Here is a 23,854-nt window from a genome sequence, read left to right as displayed (position 1 = left end):
TCTCTATGCATCTATTCCTCCATTAAACTCTTCAACACTTTCTTTTAACCAATTGTAGCAAGCTTGGACTTGATTTACTCCACTTATATCCAGCGTATTTGTATCTAAATATAAAGCAAAATCATCTTCCTTCATCATATAGTTTTTAACAATTATTGGTTGCTTATTATCTAATCTTCTTTGCTCATCTTTATATCCAGCAATAAATACATTACACTTTTTTGCACCATAACTACTATTTATTGTTGTTATCCTCCAATAGTTAGCAGTTTGACCCATTGCATTTGTTATATCCTTAGAAATTGCCATGTTGTTCTTCTCCTCCCATTATTGAAAAATATTCATGTTCTTTATCAATTCTACTTCCCTTTACACTAAAGTCTACTTTCCCAGTATATCCAGATACTTTAAAATATCCATTCTGCTTTTCTACAACTTCAACTTTTCCATTAGAAGGAAATACTGCATATCTTGAAATAGCTTTAGCATAAGTACTGTCTAATTTAACTATAGTTCCTGTTTCTTCTACTTCTACATCAAATAAAATATCTTCTATTAATGTTTGAGGACTGTCAACTGGTGACATACCAAAAATAGTCCCATCAATTTCAATAGAACCTCCTTTTTTAGTCCCATCATCATAAAAAGCGTGTCTTTCTCTTCCATCACAATAAATTGCAGCAGTTCCATCATTCCATGCTACAAAACCAGTCTCTTCACTCTCTGTATACAGTCTTAAAGCTCCAGACATATCAAAAACTGCACTATCCCATCTAATTTCATCTTGATAAAAATAAACTTTTGAACGAGAAAAGTTATTATAAATAGTTGTACTACCTATATAAAAATTTACCGAAGAACCATCTACAGCTACATAATGACTTCTATCATACTGAAATCTAATTGATTTACCTATACCAACCCCATTTAATGCAGTAGCATCTATTGCACATTCAGCTCCATTACCTGAAAAAAGTAATATTCTTGGGTTTGATGAACTAGCACCTATTCTGTCACATAAAATAGTACCTGTATCTATATAATCAGCATTTATATATAATCTACTTCCACTTAAATATATTCCACAATTTCGATTCCCTGTTAATGCATCAAATACTGCTTTTTGGTCACTAGTTAAAACACTTTCATAGTTGTTTTTATCACCTATAGACAATTCATTAGCTCTTATATTAACTTTTCCATTGCTATCCACTTGTAAAGTTATATATCCATCATTATCTCTCACAGTTAAATTTCTACCATTTATAAATTGCCCCTCTAAAGTACCAGTTCTAATGTAACTTGCATTTAAATATAACTCATTCCCAACCATATATAGTCCTTTAGCAAGACCATTATTAGTTAATTTGTTAAATATCTCAAGTTGAGTTATATTATCTATTTCTCCTCCTATAATTGACTCTAGTGACTTCCCTTTTAATGTAAATGTTGTTGCACCTATATGAACATTTCCAAAACTGTCTATATTTAAAGTTGTTTGGCTGTTTCCATCAACCACAACTAAATTTTTAGCTTCAATATACTGCCCTTTTACTTTTCCTACATTTATCTTATCTGCATCTAAATCTCTTATAACTGCATGACCTATAGCTGCTTCTTCAAAATATTCAGCTGCATCACTTAACTTCCTTGTTGTTGCACTAACTTCATTTGAAAATTCATTATAGTTATCATGTGTATTTCCAGCTCTGACTCTGTAATACCAAGTTTGCATAGGTTTAACTTCATGTAGTAATGAACTTGCTTGACCCACATATATCCTATTTGTATATCCTATTGTATCTGGTTCAAATCCTTTTATTTGGGATGCATATACTTCATAGTTATAGTATAGTTTATTGTCAAAAGTCCAATCTAACTGAATCATACTCCATAACCCTAGTGCTGTTACATTTGATGGCTCTGGAAGTGTATCTGGAAAATTATCACTTTCAATTACAATATTATCTACATTATTTTGAACCTTATCTATTTTTTCTTCTAAATCATCTATTCTTTCATCTTTAAAATGATTTACTAAGTCACCAATTTCAACCGAATTATATTTTTTTAATACTGGATTATATTCCGTTTTTACTACCCTTGCAGTAGCATTTATACCTAAGTTATAATCTCTAACTATTATTTCATCATCCATATTAACAGTCTCAAGCATCTTATAACTTTTATAATCTTCTGTAGTTGATAAATCTACAAATTCAACTTTGTAAGTAACTTTAGGTAAATCAACACTATTTTTAACAAAATAATCTTTGCACTTATTCCTTAAGCTTTCTTCATTTTTCACATCATCATCTGTAAAATCAACTGCAACAATTCTTTGAGTTGGATAATTATTTATATATTTGCTTTCTATATATTTTTCTGATAGTGTAATTTTCTTATTTTTACCACTTTTTTTAGTTGCATATGGATATATCTTAGTTATGACTTCCTGTGTATCATAAGTTGCTGTAAGACCTGTTATATTTTTCCTATATGCTAGTAATACATTATTGCTTTCTCCAATATTATTTAATAAACTTATATTAAAATTATCTCTCTTTAATTTAGATTTGTTGTTAAATAACTCTTTAATATCAGATATAGCATTGTGTGGACTTACACATGATATCGAAAAATCTTTATTTCCAGTTATATCTGAATATCCTACAAATCTATTTTCTTCAGTACAGGACCTAAATATTTGATTAAGAACCTCCTCACAAGTAACATTTTTAAGTTCTAAAGTCTCTATAAAATTATTTAACAAGTCATAACTAATATGTTCTGCTTTAACTAATATTTTTCCATCAAGTTCTTTAGAAATATAGTAAATCCTAAATAACTGATTTTTAAGTTTTGGAGAAGCATCAGCCATAAGTATTTTATTATACTCAATTTCATCAAATAAAAAAGAGCCCACATAATATGTAAACTCTAACTCAAACAACCCATTTAATTCTTCTGTAACCTTTGCTTCAACTGCATCTTTTAATATTCCTAATCCATTGTTTTTAAAATTTGTTTCATTTGCTTTATATAACCTAAGCAATCTATAACACCACCCATCTAGGTTCTATCTCTATTTTTTCTACATCTCCAGTGTATGTTATTATATTTTCACCATGTTCAAATGTTGGAAAATCTCCAAACATTCTACTATTCTCATTAACTATATCATTTGTATGAATATCTACCTTATAAGCATTCATAAGTTCACAATCAATATATATATGTCCCTGAACTTCTGTAAGTTCTATTACTTCATTATTTATTTTTAATTCTATATCACCATTTCCAAATACTTTTATAAGAGGATACGAAGCCATTCCAGTATTTATTAACTTAGAATTTGATTCATTTATTGTAATTAAATTACTAATTAGCTGTTTTTTGAGTGGTTTACATTCAAATGTAATCTTAAAATATCCTAAATCCTTTATAACTTCTTCTAAATCAAGTTTATTAATACAAACTGCTTCTCTATAATAGTTTGGGTCACTACTTATAATAAGATTTTTATATGAAAAGTCTGTTTGTAACCACATCTTTATTTCAGATGATAGTATGTTAATATCTTTACCATCCACATCTATATAACATTCTATTTCAAGATTAAAATTGCTATAACAACCTTCATCTAAAATAAGACTGCCATTCCTTCCTGGAATCTCTATTCTTTCAAATCTCCGTTCTGGTGATGCAAGTTCATTAATATCTGTAATTACAATACCAAAATCTCTACTATTTATCTCACCATATTGAAAAGAAACTAGTTCATTTTCACTGACACAGTATTGTAAAGCCAAATTATCACCTCCTATACATAAAAAAAGAGATGATTCAAATTTTTATTTTGACACATCCCCTTTTATAATTATTAATTCAATTCATATATTAATCAAATCTTAAAGTTGCATAGTATAAATTGTGGTCTGTAATTGTTTCTAAGTCTTGTACTGAGTTTTTATCTAAAACTGTCATATACTCTGGTGCTAATATGTTATCTATTTGCTTTGATGTAAATGGGAACACTGGTTTAAATCCCAATTCTAATAAAGGTTTTAAATCATATTCTGAATAAGAGTTAAAATCTCCTGTTATAACTTTGTAGTAGTTTTTATCATTTTTGATTACATTAGCTAACTCTTGTGCATGTTTCCTTACATAAGTATTTCCATTTTGTGAAAAATGCGTGTTATATAATGATACATTTTTATATGATGTATTAAATATTACTTTAACATACCCTCTTGGCTGTTCTCCATTACCTAATGCTGAATATACTCCACCTGTCTTTGTAGATAAACCGAATGTAGATACTACAGCATTACCTTGCCATCCACTTCCCCAAGATAAATCTAGTATTCTTTGTTTTCCTACATGGTCATATACTCCTGCTATTTTGCTTGTACTCTCTGGTAAATTCCAAAATTCACAATATTCTTGTACTCCAATTATCCCTATTCCTTTTTCCATAGCTATATGCATAGCTTTTTGTATTGGTTCTGGGCTTTGCTTAACATATTTATTTATGTTGAATGTACCTATTGTTACTGAACGATTAGCTTCATCTGCTGCGATTTGAGCTTTGAATGCATTTTTTTCTGCTGTAGTAGCCATAACAATACCTCCAAATTGTATAATCATGCATATTATAATACATGAATGTATTTTTTATAAATTAAAGGCCTCATAATTTATATTTCATATAATAAAGACTGTATTTTCATGAAAACTGTAAATTATAAATAATATTTTTTTAATTTACTTAAAGCTTTAACTTTATTGGAATATACAGATTGCCTTGAAAGTTCTAGATTACAAGCTATTTCTGTGTCAGTTAAATTATAAAAATATTTATCTATTATTATTTTTTTTTGAACATCACTCAAACAATTAAGTGATAAATACAACTCTACTTCATTTGTATCTAAACATGAAGTTTTTGATTTTATATTATCGTTATACTTAATTGTTTCAGCATTAAATTTTTTATTTCTATTGTAAAGGGATATAGATTTTCTATTCAAAGATGTAGTTATATAGTTAATAATTGCTCCATCAGATTTATTAAGTAACTTACTTGTATCAATTGATTTAATTAATTCAATTAAATATATAACTAAGTCTGTTTCAGCACATTCATAGTCTAACTTATTTGATATTTTTTTAATTAGAAATTTGAATTTATCTAATAAGTTTAATATTAAGCAGCTATCTCCATCTTGATATTCTGTTATGATATCTATTAATTTTATTTTAACCCTCTCCTATTTTTGAATATAAAAAAGTACTTACTTAAACAGTAAGTACTTCTATTTACTTTGCATATTTTTATCAAGATATGATATAATAAAAGCAAGAAGAACTACAATCTATTGTCAGTAGAGTGGAGTTCATCATAAATGATGTTATTTGAATTTATGGAATTTGATTTTTAAATCAAACTCCCAACCACTCTTAGTGCCAGCTTTGAGTGGTTTTTTACATTTTCTAAATAACTTACTTATCAAGTAAACTATATAGCTAGCTAAAATACTAGCTAGTACACCTTGTAAAAAATTATCCATACATAATCACCTCCCTTCTTAATGTTGGGAGGATAATCCTTTGTTTGTATGAATTCCACTCTTAGATTATAGGTTACATCTTCTTGCTAAAATCATTATACCATAATCTGGATATTGAAAATATATTTGTCACACTAAAACTTTAATTTTCGATTTGTAATAAATGCTATTTCAGAACCTATTTGCTCTACGTCTTGTTTAGTATTATTTATAAACTTTTCTATATGTAAAGTCAACTCAACTCTCTTATCACTACTTTTTTCATTATCAACTTTACTATTATTATTTATATTAACAGTTGCATCCTTCAGTAAATTATTTGAGGCTATCCCTCTTGCCAGAGTATCTGAGTATGCTATACTTTGTAAGTTTTCTATTTCATTTCTAAACCTTGCTGCTTCTTTTCTTCCTCCTGTAGGTATATTTACATCTTTAAATCCTATATTAGAAAGTTGTTTATTTATAGAATTAACTATGTCACTTAAAACTTTACCCAATGCTCCTTGCATAGATTTAATACCATCTATCATGCCCTGCATAGAATCTTTACCAGTTTCCATAAACATAGCTGGTACTACTCCAAATTTATCCTTAAAACTTTCAATTTGTTCCTCTATACTTTTTTGCATTTCTTGACCTAGTTTTCTATATTCTGCATCATAAGTTTTTTTCAATTCTTCAATTTCTTTTTCTATTCTATATTTTTCATCTTCTGTATCTTCTTTGGCTCTTCTTTCAGCTATTTTCTTCTTTTCTTTGTATAATCTTTCGTATTCTTCTAGTTGCTCTTTTGACATCTTGTTGATGGCTTCTATTTCATTATGAGCTTGTGGTCCTTTAGCTAATAGTTCCTCATACAAATCTTTACCTACTTTTGTAGATAAATCTGCCATATCAGTGTCCCATTTTCTAAGTACATCAACTTGCTCTTCTAGGTTTTCCATTAACTCATCATTGTCAATTTCTTCAAATGTTACAGAAGAAAATAAGTCTGTATAATCCATTAAAGATTTTACTCTTGAGTCATATATCTTTTTATATTCTTCATTTAGTTTCTTTTGGTCCTCAATATATTTCTTATCTAAGTTTGCTACTTTTTCAGCATAATCTTCTTTAATATCATTATATTTTTTATTGAAATCTCTTTCAGCTTTTATTTTTTCTTCTCTAAGTTTTTGTAGTTCTTCTTGATGCTTTTCAGTATCTTCTTTTTCTTTTTTATCATACTTTTTATTAATTTTTTCAAGTTTTTCTCTATATTCTTCTTGGTCTTTTACAGATTCCTTATTATACTTATCTTTTATTTTCTTTAAGGCTGCTAACTTTTCTTTTTTATTCTTATATTTCTTTGCTTCTGCTTCCTTTATATCTTCGTTTTCTTTTTCATTTCTTTCTTTTTGTTTCTTCTTGTGTTCTTTATCTAACTCTGCTATTTCTTCAGCTTTTTCTTCTTGTAGTTTTTGAACTTCCTTATTAAACTTCTTAATTTCTTGAGCTTCTTTTATGTTTCCATTACCTATTATTGCTTGGACTGTTCTGAGTGTATTTGTTAATCCTTCTTCTATGTTTGATAATCCATCTAAATATGCTTTTGCTGAATTTTTTCCTGCATTACCAAATTGTGAAACTATTCCTGACGAACTGCCCATGCCTTTCGCCATGGTATTAGAAAGTTTGCTGATAGAATCTAGCATACTTCCTCTACTTGGTGCAAAACCTATGGCTGAGGTTTTCAACATCATTGGTGTTGGCAACATATCTTTTTGAATAAAACCATTACTATTTTGAGGAATCATAGAACCACTCCTAAAGATACTGCTCACCATATTTTTAACTTTACCAACAGCAGAAGAAATTCCACCAATAATACTATCTATAGTTGATTTTGCATCTGAAAATGGCTTAGTCATAAACCCTTTCATTTTATCAAATCCAGTTTTTATAGCTGATTTTATAAGTGTTATTTTATCATCTATTCCAGTTTTTATAGCATCCCAGGCTTTCTTAATAAGGTCTTTTATTGCATCCCAAATAGAAGTTTTTCCTTTAATAACGTCCCAGGCTTTTGATATAACACTACTTATTATGTTAAAAATAGAAGACTTTGATTTAAGCTCATTCCATTTACCAGTTATAAATGAAGTTATAGAACCCCAAATTGATTTTTTTCCACTTATAAAATCCCATGCAGTAGAAATTTTATTAGATATTGTATCGAATATAGGCACTTTGTCTCTCAATTCGTCCCATTTGTCTGATATATAATCTTTTATATTATCCCATATTTCTTCTGCTTTATCTTTAATGAAATTCCAAGATTCTTCAATTGAAGAAGTAATAAATCCCCAAACTGATGAAGTATCTATTCCTAGTTCTTCCATACTTGATAACCATTTGTCCTTTAAATCTTGCCACCATGAGTTGAAGTTATCACCTAAGTTCTGCCATCCAGTTTTCCAATCCTCACATATACTATTCCACCAATCAGATATACCTTGTTTGATATCTTCCCACCATGTAGATGCATCCTCTTTTAATTTTTGCCAACCATTATTACAATCCTCACATATACCATTCCACCAATCTAAAAAACCAGTTTTTATGTTTTCCCACCATGTACTTAAGTTATTAGATATGACTTCCATATCTTTATTCCAATCTTCGACAAATTTAGGTAAAAAAGTAGAAAGTTCCTCAACTAAATCGTTCCACCAAGTTGAAAATTTAGAATCTATATCCTTACACCATTGGTCTAAGTTTTTCTGAGCATTATTAATATCTTCTTTTGTACCTTCTTGAAATAGTTTCCATTTACTTTTGACTGTTCCATCACCATTGTAGGCTTTTATGCCATCTCCAACCATTTTTTCTATTTCAGTTACAGTTTCTTTATGCTGACCTTCTAGTTCTTTTAAAGAATCTTCTCTTTGTTTCTTTGCCACTGCTACAAGTTCATCAGCACCCTTATTTGCTTCTTCTGTACCTGCTTCTCTTGCTATTGCTGCGTAAAATAGCTGTTCTTCATAAGCTTTTTCTATATCTTCCTTTCGAGCTTTATAGTTTTTATTTTCTTCTGCTCTTAGCTCTGCCCCCTGCTTAACTGTCATTTTTTTATCGTTAGCATGAACTCTTTCTTTTATTATAAGTGCATCAGATGCACTTTTGGATAATAGAGTAATAGCTATTTCATTGTTTTCTTGATGTAGTCTTGCAAGTTCTTTACCTTCCGCTTCTGTAGCTTCTCTTCTTTCTTTCCTTGCTTTTTCCCCTATTTCAATTATTCTGTCACAATTTTCTTCATATTGTTTCTTTCGTTCATCTAAAGACTTCAAAACTATTCCAGTTATCTCTATTTCTCTTTTAGCACTAAGCTCGCTTGATTGGTTCCACAATCCATTAAGAGTTTCCTGAGCACTTGATTTGAATTCTTCAAACTTTGGAAGCACTTTATCTTTTAATCCATCTAAACTTTTACTCATATCATCAACCATTTCTTTTGTGACAGTCCCTAGCTGCATTTGCATAGCTGACTTAGTTATTTCCTCACTCATTTCAAGATATGAACCCACTATTTTTTTACTACTTTTATCGACATCTTTTCCGAAATTATCTATTTCTATGGCTGGCTTACTCATTTCTTTTACTAGGTTAGTTCCAATCGCTACTGCTAATGCTCCAAGTGCTAGTGTCAAACCTCCCACAGGTGTAGTCAAAAATGCTATCCCTTTAGCTAGTGTTGCCATACCAGCAGATGTAGGTATTGTTGCACCTCTTACCACAGCTAATGTTCTTGATAGAAATGTAAATGTGCCACCTAATTTTTTGATTGCATCTATTCCTTTTGGTATTGTAATTGCCATAGTTCCTAATATTACAAGAAGCGGACCTATTGCTGCGACTACAGCTCCAATGCTTACAACGATTCTAGCAAAATTAGGATTACTCTTAGCCATTTCGCTAACACTTTTCATAAAAGCAGTTGCCATCTCAGCTACTTTAGCAACCACAGGCATCATAACTTCACCCAAATCAGACATCATATTTTTCGCTGAATTCAATGCATCTTCAAGTTTAGTCTTTGTAGTATTGTCCAGTTGCTCAAACGCTTTATCACAAAGTCCAGTAGAATTTTTCATATCATTAAGCATTTGATTAAATGAATCAGCACTCTTTGTACCTTCAATTATTTCTCCTGTAGTTTCATTAACTGCATCACCTAGTAAAACATTAGCTGCCTTTGCACCTTCTGCCGAGCCAAATAGGTCTGATAGAGATAAGCTATTTTTCTTTGCATAATCATTTAATATTAATAATACATCTGCTGTTGATTTTCCTTCTTTTTGCAAATCAGCAAATCCTTTATCTGTTAATTTTTTAAGTATTTTATCTGCCTTACTCCCACTTTTCCCAAGTTCATTGAACATCGCATTCATGTAAGTTGTTGCTTCTGCGCCAGCAATTCCTTTTGCAGTTAATATAGCATATCCAGCTCCTAGTTGCTCAACTGATACATTCAAACTTTTTGCTGTTGGAATTATTTTACCCATAGAACTTGCTAGCTCATCCACCGTAATTTTGCCTTTATTTTGGGTCTGTATAAGAACATCACTTACATGAGCCATATCCTTTTGGGACATCCCATACGCATTTTGAATAGTTGTCAACACATCTGTAGCTTTTGCTAAATCTGTTAAACCTGCTGTTGCTAGTTTATCTGCTTGTGCTAAGAATTCAGTTACATCTGCTTGCTTTACACTCGCAGATATCGCATTATATGCAGAGTTAGCATATTCATCGTAAGCCATTCCAATTTCATTAGCACCTTCTTTTAATGTGCTTGCATAAGCATCCCATTCACTTTTACCACCTTGAACCTTTTCTGTATTTAGTTGTAATATAGAGTTAACAACTGACATTGCTTGTTCTGTGTTTGTAGCTGCTGTTACTGCTGCTGTTCCCATTGCAACTAGTCCAGTTGTAACTGTAGAAGTTAGTGTTTGCCCAATATCTTTCATTTTAGTTCCAATAGCATCAAATGGCATGCTTCTTAATGAATCACTAAGTCTATTAGCTTCTGCCTCTGCATTATTCATGGCTGTTCTCATATCAGTTAAAGAATCTTCTCCATTTTCGATTTCATTGCCTAACTGAGTTTGAGAATTTTTAAGTCTTTCAATAGCTTCTCTATATCTTTGTGACTGTTCTGAACTTTCTCCATACATACTATTGCAACGTTCTAATTGTTGCTCATATCTTTCTATTTTGTTTCCTATTTCAGTGTACTTTTGCTTCGACTTATCTATTTCACTTGTAAGCTTAGTTATACCCTGAGCATATACATCTATTGTGTTTCTAGCTGTTTTTAGTTCATTCTCAGTCTGTTTTATAGAGTTTTTTAGTGATGAAAATGGTCCACTTGAAGTTGATGCTATTTTATTTAATTCTGATGCTGCTAATGCTGATTGTCTACCTATTTGTGTCAAAGAATTTGCTGTATCAGAAATTTGTTTTCCCATTGCTGTCATAGCACTTCCTGTAGTTCTTGTGTGTGAATTAAATTGACTAAGTTGTTTAGCTGCATCTGCAAGAGCTTTAAAAAACTTCCCTCCATCTAGGTCTAAATAACCAACTGCTGTTCCTAATTCTAAGGACATATTTTTCCCTCCCTTCACTTAATTTTTTGTATAAAAAAAACACTTACTCATGTTAAAGTAAGTGCTTCATTTATACTATTACTTTGGATTACGTAAATTATCATATCTTTCAAGTGCTTCATTTAAAAGGTCCTTACTACTCTTTAAGTCTTCGCTATCACCTAATATCCCTTTGCAATATAAATTCGCTGAGAATGTTACTGTTTTTAATTCCTCAAAAGCCTTTGATTGGATATCAGTCAAATCATGACTTTCTTTATATTTTTGAGTTTCTTTATATAAATCTCCAAAACGCCATTCATATAAATCAGCAGCAGTTTTTAATCCTTTTTCAGGCATTTCACCATTACTTACACTTTTTTCTACATATGCTAATGAATCCCAGCTCTTTTTAAACTCATTCATCTGATAATCTAGAAGTTCATCTGGATTAAATTTATTTAGGTCAACCTTATCTTCTGTTGATACTTCTTCCTCTTCTTCCTTTGGTACTTCTTGACCTACTTCCTCCATTTTAGATGCTGGTGCACTAGTACATCCTGTCACAAACATCATTACAGAAAAACAGGCTATTATGCTCAAAACTAATACTTTTTTTGTTAATTTCATAATATAATCTCCCCTATTAAATTATTTATTCAAATATAATTCTATCTAAAATTAATAATTTAGTCTATTGATTTAGCAGATTTATCCAATTATTTAAAAATATTTTAAACATACTAAAAACACCTATATGTTTAAGTAGGTGTTTTGTGCGCTTATTCAATTTTTAGACCACATAGTTAATATAATACCTGCTAATGCTCCAAGTGCTAAAGTTAAGGCTCCTGCCTTTACATACCACATAGTTAATATAATACTTTTTATTAAAGCTTCTTTTTCTTTGTCTGATAAAGCTTTACATACCACATAGTTAATATAATACTATTCAAGTACTCTGAAAGCTAGTGCTAATGAAATCTTTACATACCACATAGTTAATATAATACCCCAAAATAAATTGAGCATTTTAAATCCTTACACATATAAAACCATATTAAAATTGCAGTGAGTAACCAGTAGTGTTTTTGATATATCACAAAATATGCTTATATCGTAGTAATTTCAATGATTACATCCAATGTATATAAAAAATCAGACACTGCAAAATATCTATATTATCATTATATCATAAATTAACATTAATTTATTCTATCCATCTAGAATATTTTACCTATTATTTTTTTTCTTTTTCTCTAATGCTATTTGGACAAAAGTTTTTCTCTCATTTTTATCTATAGTTTTCTTTTCATCATTTTCAAATTTAAGCTTTTTATCATTTTTTATAGCATCTACTAAAAACATACAAGCTTCATCGAAACAAAAAGAAGTATATTCATCTTTAATTCTTAATATCTCACTAGGCATCTTGTTGTACATTATCACTTGATTTAGAATCCTCAATATCTGTGGACTCTTGATGAAAGTTTTCTAGTGACTTTGTACCTCCTTGAATACGATTAAATAATGTTAATCTTTGTTCAATAGAAAGTTCCAATCCTATTTTTTTAATCTGAGCATATGTAGGGTTAACTAACACTTCTTTAGCAACTATATCCATCATTTCAAACATTTCTTTTGAGAAATTAGACTCATCATTCATCTTCTTTATTACTTTTTCACCTGTACTATCTTTACTTTCCTTCTCTTCAACTAGACTCATTGATGCTGACATTAGGCTGTTTGGTATCTTACCAGCCATTGCAAGAGCCATTAAGTCAGGTTGTTTTACTTCTGCAACTAACATAGTTCCATCTAAAAATCTTCCAACCTCTATTACCTCAGTCAATTTTATTTTCTTTAATTCTTCTAAACTTGTTACTTTAAGTTCATTCATATTTGTGTCCCCTTTCTAAAAAAAGCTCTAGTTAGTTACTAGAGCTTTAATCTATTTATATACTTACACTAACTTCTTCAACTTTATATGTTTCTCCATTTGTTAATCCTATTATCTCTGTTCCTGTTAATGCTGCTTTATCAGACTCAGTCTCTGTTAATGTTCCATCTGCTAAAGTATATTTTATATTACTATTAACTGTAACCTTATATATTTTACCTGCTGTTAATCCTGTTATCTTTTTATCTCCTGCTGTTGCTCCTGATACAGATGCACTATCTAAAAATACTTTTGTAGCTTCATAACCATTAGGCAACTCTTCTACTATTTCAACCTCATAAGGAGATTGCCCTGTATTAGGTCTACTATTTATAACATATTCATTTGAATAATATTCTCCATCTTTAAAGTTAAGTGGAACAGATTTTCCTTTACAATTTGGGAAAGTAGTCTTAGCAAATTGTCCAGTATCTCCTCCTGGTCCAACAACAGAACTATATATTATTGTTTTAAAAGATTTTTTAGAAAAAGTCTTTCCTACTTCAGGAGCTAAGTATCTCTTAAAGCTACCATCTTCCTCTTTTTCTATTGTTCCACCTTGCATTATTTGAAGTATTTCTGGACAAAACACATTGTCTTTTAATGTTAAATCATATCCTAAGCTTGTATCTTCTGCTGCTCTATTTGCTATTATTTTTTTCTTTATTTTTAATGTTAATTCTTCACCTTCAGAAATGATTTCCTCTGTCCCTATCTCATCAGATGTATCAAATGTATATGTAACTGGATTTTGTTCAACTGTTTCAATTTGAACTAATACAACATCTGTAAGTGGGTATTGATTTAATATTTGTACTGCCATATTTATTACCTCCTAATTTGTTTGTTTTCATAATAACTTAATCTTGTAAAATAAGCTTGTTTCTCATCATCTATAAGAATAGGTAAAGCTTCATAAGCTTGTTTTATTCCTACTATTTCATCCATTACATTTTCAATATTTGTCTTGTATTCACTTACTTTAGAATACTGTCCAATTGGATAAAATACATATATCTCAAATAAATCTTTTATTATATTTTTTTCTGTTGTTTGTAGTGAACCTTTTTCAAATATAACTAAAAAAGGCTCTATACATAATCCTTGATGTTGCCCAATTGAATACACATTAAAACCTTTATTTTTTAAATGTTTATATATTTTTTTAAACATGTTTCACCTACTTTAAAATCACATCAAGACCCCTTATAATACTTGGTCCACATTTCTCTATAGTTGGCATTATAATTGGATATGGTCTACTTCCTGGATGATTAACTTTTTTAACAGGATGTGATGCTCCATCCCAAAATAAGTAACTTCCTGGTCTTGCTTGTATAACATGTGGGCCTGTGCCTTTTTCTAAGTATAATCCATAGTCAACTCCATGACTAAGTGCTATCCTTATAGTATCTCCTTGCCATTCCCAACTACCATGTAGCCTGTTTTTAGCCTCATGAGTATGGTCTTTCCATGGTCTATCATTTTTAGCATTACTTTCTAGTAACTGAGATGAAGTATCTGCATAAGCTCCTAGTGCAGCTTTGGTTTTCATTTCTCTACTTACTAAGGCATTAAGTAGTTTGTTAGCATCAAATTTAAATCCATTGCTCATACTATCTCACCTTTCCTAACTTTAAATCAAAATAAATATTCATTCTATTTTGATTTCCAAGGTCCTGTATAACAAACTTATTATTATCCAAATACATAAAATCACCTTGTTTTATTTTTATTGTATCTTCATCATAAACAACCATTAAATATTGCTCTTTATCTTTTATAACAACACCTTTATCCTTTGTTATTTGACTTATGGAGCTACTTCCTTCATGATATAAGCCTATTACATTGCAAATTATATTCTCTTCATCTGAAGGCTCTCCAAACTCATTTACTCCAACTCTTTTTACTATACCTTCTGTTGGCATCTTATTTATAGCCTTAATTATCTTTGGCTTTACTTTCTGAGCTATCATAGACATCTACTTCCATTTGTCTTATATTTTTTTGCTAAATTTAACCAGTATAATTTATTTTCTGGCATGCTTAATCCTCCAGGTAAAGTGATACTATCATTTTCAGCCTTTAATATACATAACTCATACATAGTACTTTTAAAATCTTGATTGTTTTTATTATAGTAATAAGTAATTTCATCATCAGAAAAAAAAGGTGATTGTTCTTCTCTAAGTTCTATTTTTATATTTTTTAAAACTTCTAAATCCATACTATCACCTACTAAATCTACATTTTATAATTTATGCTTAAATTCAACTATTCTTATTTGTTTAGGTTCATAAACTCTTGTCCAGTTTTCACCTTTTGCTAACTCTAATCTTGAAGGTCCTTCTGTTTTAGCTACACTTGCATTAGTAAATTTTATACCTCTTGGATGTAGTATATATGTTTTTCTATTGATTAAATAATCTACTCCAGAACCTTTTTTCTTATCTCTATCTATCTCAGTAGCTACAAATCCTACTGGATTACCATTTCCTAAAGCTATTGCTCCACTTCCAAATAGATAAGAAGTATAAACACCTTCTTTTGTTACAGGACAGCCATCATCAACTATAACTAATTTATCTTGATAAACGTCAAAGTCTGGACCTGCATCTGGTCTAATAGTTTCTATTAAATTTTGCTTTTTAAGTGCTGATTTTGTAGCTGAATGCATTGCTATAGCCTTTAATTGTTCTTGTGCATCACCTAATAACTGTTGTGCATCTATAAAAGCTGCTGGTGACCATTTTGCTGCATTTCCTGTTGCGGCTGATATATCTAATTTATTTGTTGTCATATTTGCAGATAAGAATATACCATTTAAAACTGCTATAAGTTCTTTTTGCATATCTCTAGCCCAGAAGCTTCCAACTAAACTTGCTATTGCTGCCATTGGGTCTTTTCCTGCCATAGCTGCTGATAAATCAGTAGCTGCCCACATTTTCGCTCTTCTTAATACAGCTGCTGCATCTTGACTTGAAGTAATTTTATTTGGTGTTAAATCAGCATCTTCTATTATTTGTTCTGATTCTCCACTTAAATCTTCAAAGAAAGGCATATTTACAACTGGTGCAGCTTGAGAAGCTAAAGCATTCAAACTTGCATCATTTGTAATTATTCCACTTTGATATAGAGCTGATAACTCCATGCTCTTGTTTATTACATATGGGTTAAATAATTCTGGTACTATTACATCACTTAATTTTGTTACTGCCATTTAAATCACTCTCTTTCTTATAAATTTATTCCTGCTTGAGCTGCAAATTCTTTAGCTTTATCAGGGTTTTCTTTTAATAATTTTCCTTGTTCTGTTAAATTGAATGTTTCTTTTATAAAAGGATTATTGACTACATTTGATTTTCTTGGGAAATTACCTGGTGAACCAGTATTACTTGGAGTAGAACTTTCAAACCATTCTTTATATGTTTCTGATATGTTTTTAAATTGTTCATCTAAGCCTATAATTTCTCCAGTATCTTTTACTTCAATCTTATCAATATCAAATTCTTTGCATAAGAGCTTCTTATATTTTTCATTTACTCCAGATAATTTAGAATTTATGGCATAGTCTATAGTCATATTTTTTATTTTGGCTTTACTCGTGCTATCAAGTTCGTTATATTTATTTTCCCATTCTTTCACTTTTGCTTCTATATCTTCACTGTTTTTACTATTTTTCTTCAAATCTGATATAGTATCATTTGCACCTTTTATTTGCTCTTCTAAGGCTATTTTTTGTTCTTTCAACTTATTGTATCTTTCATCTATGTTTTCTTCCTTAGAAGTGTAAATTTTATCTTTTTTCATACCCTCAATTATGTTTTTTATGTCTGTATCTTGGTATCCCAATTTTTTTAATAATTCTTCCATTATTTCCTCCTACACTACGCTTTTATACGAGTTTTGCTTCTCTAGTATAGTTTGCTATTTATTTCTTTTACGCCTAAATATAGCTAAAAAGGCAATAAAAAAACACCTACTAATTTTTAATTTCAGTAAGTGTTTTTAATATATTGCTATATAATCTTCTTCTGGATAAACATTTTCTTCAGCATATTTTAATAATCTATATTTTGTTCTCCCTCTAAAAGTTAAAGACTTCCCATTTTGAGCTTTTCTTTCAAATATAACTTCCTTTGTTTTCTTATTTAATGCTATTATACCAGACTCTTCTTTTATCCCATCATTTACATATTCATATCTAACAAAATTTTCATCATTAAATATTCTAAATAATTCTACCATAATAATCCCCCTTCTATATAATCTTCATTATAATCATAATAAGTACATTTTATATTATAATCATAAACATTTCAACTTATAAGTATTTAATCCTCTATTACACCTATTTTCTTGAGATGCTCCCTAAACTTCTTTTTGTTCTTAATCCTATCTTCTTCTGAGATTTCTTCATGACCTATCACTTCAAATCCAATTGGTGAATATTGTGTTCTCCATAAAAGCATATCATGAGGAGATAATTCTTTATAGGCATCTCCTTTTTCTTCATCAGGTAGCTTTATAAATTCGTCTATTGTTAGCATTTAATTCACTTCCTCTGATAAAATATGAATGTTCCCTTAATTCTTTCAATTTCAATGACTCTAAGCCTTGAGCCTCGTTTATATAATACTTCTTGTTCTTTAGGGTTATATTTACTTACATCTTTTCCTTTTTGTGAATTTAATATATACATCTGTACTTGACCCTCAGAATTATAAGTACTTCCTTTTGTTGTTGAAGTATAGTCATAATTAGTAACTATCTCCCCCAACTTGTACATACTTACGAATCTTTAATTTAAGTAAGTGTCTTTAATCTTCTTTTAATACTCCAATATCTTTTAGATGTTCTCTAAGTATTTTTTTATATTTTTTTCTTTCTTCTTCTGGAATGTCTCTATATCCTATAGTTTCACCCCATGGTACATCTTTCCATCTTGGATGACTAAATGGTTCTGAATACTTATCATCTTCAAATTTATTATCCATTGCGTTCCTCCATTAATATATAATATTTGCCATTCATTTCTTCTAACTCAATTATTTCAAATTTAGAATTTCTTCTATACAAAACTTCTTCTTCTTTTTCATTGTACATACTTATATTTTTACCATTCTTAGAATTGAATATATATATTTCTACTTGACCCTCTGGATTGTAGGTTTTTCCTTTTGTGGTTGAAATAAATTCTGCATATTGTATAGTTTTTCCAATTTCATGCTCAATTAAAAAAGCTTCTAAACTTTCTTTATTATAAAAATATAATGACCTTGTAATATCCCCTTCATAATTTGGCATTTTATCTAAAACTCTATCTAAGTTATTTATAAACCATTCATCTTCTTCTGTCAATTTAATATTTCTTCTTAACTTCTCATTAATTTTATAAGCATCTCCACCCATATATTTATATAAAGCTAACATTTCATCTTCAGTTGGTTCTTTATTCTTATTAACTTTTCCTTCTATTCCTGCAAACTCTAATCCATATTCATCAAACCATTCATCAAGTTTAGAATTTTCTTCTCCATCTATCCAGTTTCTTAACTCTTTACCTATATCCTCCATACTCATTGGAATATCATATTCAAATGTACACTTTCCTAGAGGATGTTCTAATGGTAACTCTTCTGGAATGTATGTTTTTCCATTTCTATCTGCACAAACTTTACACATTCTAGGATGATGTGACGACATCCATTTAATTCCTTTAACAAATGGATTCTTCTTACAGCTTTCTTTAGCTGTCTTTTGATATGCATGAGTTATATATGTGGATGCCAGTCTATAGGCATTAAAATCTATCTTTTTATTATTTTTAGGGTATACCTTTGACCAATCATAATCTTTCTTTACCTTTGGATTAACATACTTTTCTAAATCTTTTGCTATATCATAACTACCTCTTTTTTCTGCTAATCCTCTACTTACAATGTAGTCTAAATCCTTCTTAGTTTTATCTATATTACTCCAAATTCTATCACTTAATTTAATTTTATCTTTGTACATACTACCAGATATAACTTGTCTTAGTACATCTTCATGAACTTTACTAAACATATCAGTGAATTGTGGCTTTAAATTAACTGAATAGTTATCACATATGTTATTGAAAAAGCTTAATTGTTCATCTGTAGTAGTTTTTATTACTTTTGATATTTCACTTTCAATATCTTTTTTTAGCTTCTTTCCTAACCTATCATACTCTTTACTTAAATAAATTATACTTTCTCTTAAATATTGTTCAGTTAATGTGTTAGAGTTAACTTTATTTAATTTTTTTGCATACTCATTAGCTATATCTTTATATAATTGTCTTATCTTCTTAGTAGTTTTATTTGATGATATGTCTCTAGCTCTTTCAGCATTCTTCATAGCCTTATTAAACTTATTTGTCATTAGTCATCAACTACTTCTTTTGGTTCTTTTTCAGCAGTTTCTTCCTCTGATTCTTCTATATCTGTAGCTTCTGATTCTTCTTCCAGATTGAAGCTTTCTTCTAATATTTGTCTTTCTATTGACATTTGTTGTAATTCTTCATCTGCTATATCATCATTAGTATCAGTCCACTTCTTAATGAAAGTTTTCCTAGACATTGCTTGAGCATTTACTTGTTGAATATCAAGTAATTTCTCAGAATCCTCATCCTCTTGTAATGGATACTGATTTTCAACTAGCACTTCATAGGAATCTGCATCTAATTTAGGTATTTGAGCTATGTTATATACTTCTATCATCTCTATCATAGCTCGTATTAACCATTCAAGAGCTGGACCCCATGATTTCATTTTTTCTTCACATCTAGTTATTAGTTGCCAATACAAAGCCTTCATTGATTTGCCTGATGTCATCATACCTTTAAGGTCTTGATTATTTATAAGTGGTATATTCAATACCTCATGCATATCTGACTTAATTCTATTAAGTGAATTTTCTATTCTGTTATCATATCCAAAGTCAGTAGGAATTGTATTAATTTGTGCCTGTTTTTGGTCAGCAGTTTGAGATGTTTCTACATCCCAATAAGCACCTGGCTTTATTTTGAAATGTTTACTTGACTCTTCTTCAACATCAACACCATATATAATACGATTCATTCCTTTTTTAAGAGTATCTATATCCTCAGAAGCAAGCTTATTATAAGCCATCTGATTATCAAATATCTCTTCTATATCACTCTCACCTTTTAAATCACCAAGTAAACCATCATTAAGAATTACATAACAAGGTATTCCACTAAGTTTTAAATCTGTATCACTTACTATTTCTTCTATACATAATCCATAACCATTATAGATACCTTCACTTAATATACATTTTCCATTAACCATTTCATATTTTTGTTTCCAAATTCTCTGTTTATCTTTTTCCACTTCTTGATTTGTTTGATGGAAAAATACGATTTTCTTAAGTTCATCAAATTGGTTATCAAAAGGCTCATATATAAACTCTAAACTGGGTACAAACATTATCTTTAAACTCTTGCTTTCTTTATCTGCATGTAGTTTTATAGCTATTCTTTTACCAATAAAACAATCTCTAGCTGCCTTAATTAATTTATCTGAAAATAAATTTCTCTTTAGAATTTTGTTAATACATTTGTTTATTTCTTCTGCTTTTTCTTTATCTAAGTCATTTTCTGGGCTAATTGTAAATATTGGTGTCTTTCCAAATAAAAACCTTGCTTCTTCTTTAATTAGCTTCTTAATGTAATTTGTTCTTTTTCTTGTTTGCTTATAATCTTGTTCCTCTTCTATCCAATGTTGTCCTGTACCTTCATACTTATCATACAGCCTTATAATTTCACCCATTTCTCGTATTACTTCTTGACCATATAAGCCTGTAAGTTCCATCTGAATTATATCTATCAAATCTAACATGTTACACCCCCTATCTACTGTTATATTGTCTTTCTCTTCCATGTGTTTTCATATCTAACTCTAGTGCATATCTTGTTGCATCAATTGAATGATTGTCTTTATCTTCTAATTTAGCTCTTACATTTCCATCTTTATCTGTTTGATAATCTATATTTTCAAATTCTCTAGCCACATTTGGAGTTCTGTTTGGGTCTATTACTATTGCTTGCAAATCATCTAACCAATTCTCTCCAAATTCGATTGAACCAGGTCCTTTTTTAGCTTTTAATGCTCTTATTCCATACTCTCTAAGTTCTGCAATACTTCTTGGTTCTGCACTATCACAAACAACATTAAAATCGTCATACCCTTTTGATTTAATCTTAGAAGCTAATTCTCTTATAGACATTTTCACTCCAAATATTTCATCTATAAAATATATAATTCTTTTCTTTTTATCATAATGAAGCCTTACAAATGCCATAGGGTCTGTTGCATATCCAAAGTCATTACCTTGCCTTATGTTATCAAAGTGAAGTATTTCTTCATTTGTTATTGTTTTAAACTCTAAATTAGAAAAAGGGACTACTCCAGAACCAATAGGCTCTCCTAAGTACTCCCATCTATATTTAAACTCATTTCTTATTTTAATTTCATTAGCTTCTTCAATAAAAGCTTTTGATATATGAGGATTATCTAAATAAATACTATGATGAACATACGTATTTTTAGGTAATGTATGTGTTTCAAATTTCTTATTAACCCATGATTGCTTTCTTTTTGGAGGATTGTATGATAAAAATATTTTATAATTCAATTTATCTGGTAATTCTCCACGTAACACTGAATTAATTACCATAGATAGCTCATCTTCTGTTTTTATTTCTGCTACCTCTTCAAACCATGCAAAAGCAATTGGATATTTAGCTGACTTTATAGATTTTATCTTTTGTGGGTCATCAAGACCTCTAAATATAAATTTATTTCCTCTTGGAATAAAAATAATTTCCATTGGAGATTTTTTAAACTGAAATAAATGTGTTAAACCAAATATCTCTATAGTTTCTTTTAATTGCTCATAAACACTATCCATGATTGTATTACCAACCTTTCTAAAGCAAACAGTATTTACAGGATATTTAACCATAGCTAAAGTTAGCCAAAAGGCTATATGAGTTGACTTTGCTGAAGCTCTTCCACCTTTTAATACATGATATAAATATTTATTGCTATTACTTACTTTCCAAAATTCATAGAAATTTTTATTTATTATTTCAGATAATTTTTTATTCATCTTCTACATTACCTATATCATCAATTATGGTTACTCCAACATTTCCATCTAGGTCAACTTTTTCAGTCCATAAAGCATATCTTTTCCCTAATAATTCAGCTGCTTTATTTCTGTCTTTTATACTTACATCTTTTTTTATTATTTCAGGACCATTTTCAGATACTACTATGACTTCTTCTTTCTCTTGATTTCTTAATATTTTTGTTAAGTACTCCATAACTTCTTTGGCATCTGCAATTCTCCTTGATTCAAAACTTTTCAGCCTTTCATCAATATAGTTTTTAACCTCATCATTACTCAACAGTCTACTTCCACTGCTTTCTGAGGTTCTCTGATTACTGTTTTTATATGCTTTTTTATATGCTTCTGTAGCATTACCAGTTTCAATATAATAGTCACAAAACCTTTTTTGTTTTTCAGTCAAATTTGCCATACCACCACCTCTTTATTTGCTTTATAAATAAAAAAATAAGACTTTAAAATTAATCTAAAGTCTTATTTTTAGGGGATACATATTATATTTAAGGGAGCAAGTTTTAGGAATCGAACCTAAGATTACACACCAGTACTTGCAAATTGAGCGAGGTTACCAAGCCTCACCCTTTTAGACATTTGAATTAAATTCGGATTTAATCCAACATATCTACATATAGTGTATTAATAAGTTTGAACATAGTAAGAATTGAACTTACAGCATCCTCATGCCCTGCCTAGTCTGTTCATATAAGCTAGGTGAATCCCTTTAACCTAGCCCACATATATATTTAGTTTTGAGAGAGAAATATTCATTTCCACAATACTATTATCTCATATTTTAAATTGTAAAATCGGCAGAAAAACGGCAATAAAAAGACCTAGAATTTAATCTAGGTCTTTCTTTTTAATCCTAATTTCATTATTTTCAAAATAAACTTCAACTTCTCTTTCCTCTTGTGTTATATTCATTTCTTTAATCCATGTGGCTGGTAAACTTATTTTAGGGCTTAGTGAACCAGAGCCACTTTTTGATAAAAGTACTTTCAATATTCTTTTCTCCATTTCTTTCTCTCCCTCTAGGAAAATAAATATTTTATAGCAAATATTAATAATGCTATTGCACCAATTAATTTAACTATGCCAAAACTTAATTTCCCTAATTCTGTAATTAATTCCTTATATTTTCCCATTGTATTTTGAGTGGTCATGTATTATTATTTAATTAGAAGGGAAGGTGCTGACTTCCCTTCTAAAGTCTTATAGGCTATCTAATACCATTTTTATAACGGCTATTAGTGTACCTATTTCAAGAACAAGTTCGGTAAGGGCTTTGATAACTTTGCCGAACTCTTTTATTTTTTTGACCACTTCTTTCACCTCCTTTCTATATTTATAGTATATCATGTCGTACCGATATAATCAATATATTTTTCCTTTTTTTAGTAAAAAAAATAGACAGTTGTTAACTGCCTATAAATCTAACATTTTAAATAATGGTTCTTGCTCTATTAGTGCTTTTTTACCAAATAAAGCTATTGATATTGAACTAATAGCTTGATTAGCTC

Annotated in this window: 28 protein-coding genes; all 28 read right to left on the bottom strand. The window is 29.6% G+C overall.

Annotated elements, in window-relative coordinates; translation table 11 throughout:
* Positions 1-3: 3 nt before the first annotated feature.
* Positions 4-309 (bottom strand): hypothetical protein, encoded by a 306-nt coding sequence (locus Q3287_RS16530; RefSeq protein ID WP_021426484.1) that lies wholly within the window; start codon positions 307-309, stop codon positions 4-6.
* Positions 296-3,055, bottom strand: coding sequence for a phage tail spike protein (locus tag Q3287_RS16525; protein WP_407964445.1), 2,760 nt, complete (start codon positions 3,053-3,055; stop codon positions 296-298). The genes Q3287_RS16530 and Q3287_RS16525 overlap by 14 nt, the downstream gene beginning before the upstream one ends.
* Before the next feature lies 1 nt (position 3,056).
* A complete protein-coding gene (locus Q3287_RS16520; RefSeq protein WP_407964444.1) occupies positions 3,057-3,812 on the bottom strand; it encodes a distal tail protein Dit in 756 nt (251 codons plus the stop codon).
* 88 nt (positions 3,813-3,900) lie between these two features.
* Positions 3,901-4,626: an endonuclease/exonuclease/phosphatase family protein gene (locus tag Q3287_RS16515; RefSeq protein WP_407815220.1), complete on the bottom strand. Its 726-nt coding sequence runs from the start codon at positions 4,624-4,626 to the stop codon at positions 3,901-3,903.
* A 122-nt stretch (positions 4,627-4,748) separates the two neighbouring features.
* Positions 4,749-5,036, bottom strand: a complete 288-nt coding sequence (locus Q3287_RS16510; protein ID WP_407815221.1) for a sigma factor-like helix-turn-helix DNA-binding protein — start codon at positions 5,034-5,036, stop codon at positions 4,749-4,751.
* Positions 5,037-5,417: 381 nt separating this feature from the next.
* Positions 5,418-5,576, bottom strand: a complete 159-nt coding sequence (locus tag Q3287_RS16505; RefSeq protein ID WP_054276803.1) for a type I toxin-antitoxin system toxin — start codon at positions 5,574-5,576, stop codon at positions 5,418-5,420.
* A 134-nt stretch (positions 5,577-5,710) separates the two neighbouring features.
* Entirely contained in the window at positions 5,711-11,230 is a 5,520-nt protein-coding gene (locus tag Q3287_RS16500; protein WP_407964443.1) for a phage tail tape measure protein, read from the bottom strand.
* Between the two features lie 78 nt (positions 11,231-11,308).
* Positions 11,309-11,839, bottom strand: a complete 531-nt coding sequence (locus Q3287_RS16495; RefSeq protein WP_407813578.1) for a hypothetical protein — start codon at positions 11,837-11,839, stop codon at positions 11,309-11,311.
* 156 nt (positions 11,840-11,995) lie between these two features.
* Positions 11,996-12,142, bottom strand: a complete 147-nt coding sequence (locus tag Q3287_RS16490; protein ID WP_407964442.1) for a hypothetical protein — start codon at positions 12,140-12,142, stop codon at positions 11,996-11,998.
* Positions 12,143-12,442: 300 nt separating this feature from the next.
* Positions 12,443-12,652 carry a hypothetical protein gene (locus Q3287_RS16485; protein ID WP_407964441.1) on the bottom strand — a complete coding sequence of 70 codons (210 nt, stop codon included), beginning with the start codon at positions 12,650-12,652 and terminating at the stop codon, positions 12,443-12,445.
* On the bottom strand, positions 12,633-13,109 hold the full coding sequence (locus Q3287_RS16480; protein ID WP_407964440.1) for a hypothetical protein: 477 nt from the start codon (positions 13,107-13,109) through the stop codon (positions 12,633-12,635). Before Q3287_RS16480 ends, Q3287_RS16485 begins: the two co-directional genes overlap by 20 nt.
* A 55-nt stretch (positions 13,110-13,164) precedes the next feature.
* Positions 13,165-13,971 (bottom strand): hypothetical protein, encoded by an 807-nt coding sequence (locus Q3287_RS16475; protein ID WP_095903877.1) that lies wholly within the window; start codon positions 13,969-13,971, stop codon positions 13,165-13,167.
* 5 nt (positions 13,972-13,976) lie between these two features.
* Entirely contained in the window at positions 13,977-14,321 is a 345-nt protein-coding gene (locus Q3287_RS16470; protein ID WP_021408083.1) for a hypothetical protein, read from the bottom strand.
* Positions 14,322-14,328: 7 nt separating this feature from the next.
* Positions 14,329-14,763 (bottom strand): hypothetical protein, encoded by a 435-nt coding sequence (locus Q3287_RS16465; RefSeq protein WP_407964439.1) that lies wholly within the window; start codon positions 14,761-14,763, stop codon positions 14,329-14,331.
* Position 14,764: 1 nt separating this feature from the next.
* Positions 14,765-15,127 carry a hypothetical protein gene (locus Q3287_RS16460; protein ID WP_021426495.1) on the bottom strand — a complete coding sequence of 121 codons (363 nt, stop codon included), beginning with the start codon at positions 15,125-15,127 and terminating at the stop codon, positions 14,765-14,767.
* Positions 15,124-15,378 (bottom strand): hypothetical protein, encoded by a 255-nt coding sequence (locus Q3287_RS16455; protein WP_021408084.1) that lies wholly within the window; start codon positions 15,376-15,378, stop codon positions 15,124-15,126. The genes Q3287_RS16460 and Q3287_RS16455 overlap by 4 nt, the downstream gene beginning before the upstream one ends.
* 24 nt (positions 15,379-15,402) lie before the next feature.
* Positions 15,403-16,371 carry a major capsid protein gene (locus Q3287_RS16450; RefSeq protein WP_407964438.1) on the bottom strand — a complete coding sequence of 323 codons (969 nt, stop codon included), beginning with the start codon at positions 16,369-16,371 and terminating at the stop codon, positions 15,403-15,405.
* A gap of 17 nt (positions 16,372-16,388) precedes the next feature.
* On the bottom strand, positions 16,389-17,024 hold the full coding sequence (locus tag Q3287_RS16445) for a phage scaffolding protein (RefSeq protein ID WP_054276809.1): 636 nt from the start codon (positions 17,022-17,024) through the stop codon (positions 16,389-16,391).
* Between the two features lie 135 nt (positions 17,025-17,159).
* Entirely contained in the window at positions 17,160-17,399 is a 240-nt protein-coding gene (locus Q3287_RS16440) for a hypothetical protein (RefSeq protein ID WP_022617027.1), read from the bottom strand.
* 86 nt (positions 17,400-17,485) lie between these two features.
* On the bottom strand, positions 17,486-17,701 hold the full coding sequence (locus tag Q3287_RS16435) for a hypothetical protein (protein WP_407964437.1): 216 nt from the start codon (positions 17,699-17,701) through the stop codon (positions 17,486-17,488).
* Positions 17,702-17,706: 5 nt separating this feature from the next.
* A complete protein-coding gene (locus Q3287_RS16430) occupies positions 17,707-17,940 on the bottom strand; it encodes a hypothetical protein (protein ID WP_407964436.1) in 234 nt (77 codons plus the stop codon).
* Between the two features lie 31 nt (positions 17,941-17,971).
* On the bottom strand, positions 17,972-18,148 hold the full coding sequence (locus tag Q3287_RS16425; protein ID WP_021365393.1) for a hypothetical protein: 177 nt from the start codon (positions 18,146-18,148) through the stop codon (positions 17,972-17,974).
* The gene (locus Q3287_RS16420; protein WP_407964435.1) at positions 18,141-19,559 is read right to left on the bottom strand and encodes an ADP-ribosyltransferase; all 1,419 of its coding nucleotides are present in this window, start codon (positions 19,557-19,559) and stop codon (positions 18,141-18,143) included. The genes Q3287_RS16425 and Q3287_RS16420 overlap by 8 nt, the downstream gene beginning before the upstream one ends.
* On the bottom strand, positions 19,559-21,040 hold the full coding sequence (locus Q3287_RS16415; protein WP_243193360.1) for a phage portal protein: 1,482 nt from the start codon (positions 21,038-21,040) through the stop codon (positions 19,559-19,561). The genes Q3287_RS16420 and Q3287_RS16415 overlap by 1 nt, the downstream gene beginning before the upstream one ends.
* 10 nt (positions 21,041-21,050) lie before the next feature.
* Positions 21,051-22,313, bottom strand: coding sequence for a PBSX family phage terminase large subunit (locus Q3287_RS16410; protein WP_194687215.1), 1,263 nt, complete (start codon positions 22,311-22,313; stop codon positions 21,051-21,053).
* Positions 22,306-22,746: a terminase small subunit gene (locus Q3287_RS16405; RefSeq protein WP_054276814.1), complete on the bottom strand. Its 441-nt coding sequence runs from the start codon at positions 22,744-22,746 to the stop codon at positions 22,306-22,308. Before Q3287_RS16405 ends, Q3287_RS16410 begins: the two co-directional genes overlap by 8 nt.
* Before the next feature lie 428 nt (positions 22,747-23,174).
* Entirely contained in the window at positions 23,175-23,351 is a 177-nt protein-coding gene (locus Q3287_RS16400) for a hypothetical protein (RefSeq protein WP_021365388.1), read from the bottom strand.
* A 14-nt stretch (positions 23,352-23,365) separates the two neighbouring features.
* The gene (locus Q3287_RS16395; protein WP_022618741.1) at positions 23,366-23,497 is read right to left on the bottom strand and encodes a hypothetical protein; all 132 of its coding nucleotides are present in this window, start codon (positions 23,495-23,497) and stop codon (positions 23,366-23,368) included.
* Positions 23,498-23,854 lie beyond the last annotated feature (357 nt).

Source organism: Clostridioides sp. GD02404 (genome assembly GCF_045898275.1).
Lineage (GTDB): Bacteria > Bacillota > Clostridia > Peptostreptococcales > Peptostreptococcaceae > Clostridioides > Clostridioides difficile_A.
This window is presented reverse-complemented; position numbering and strand designations above follow the sequence as displayed.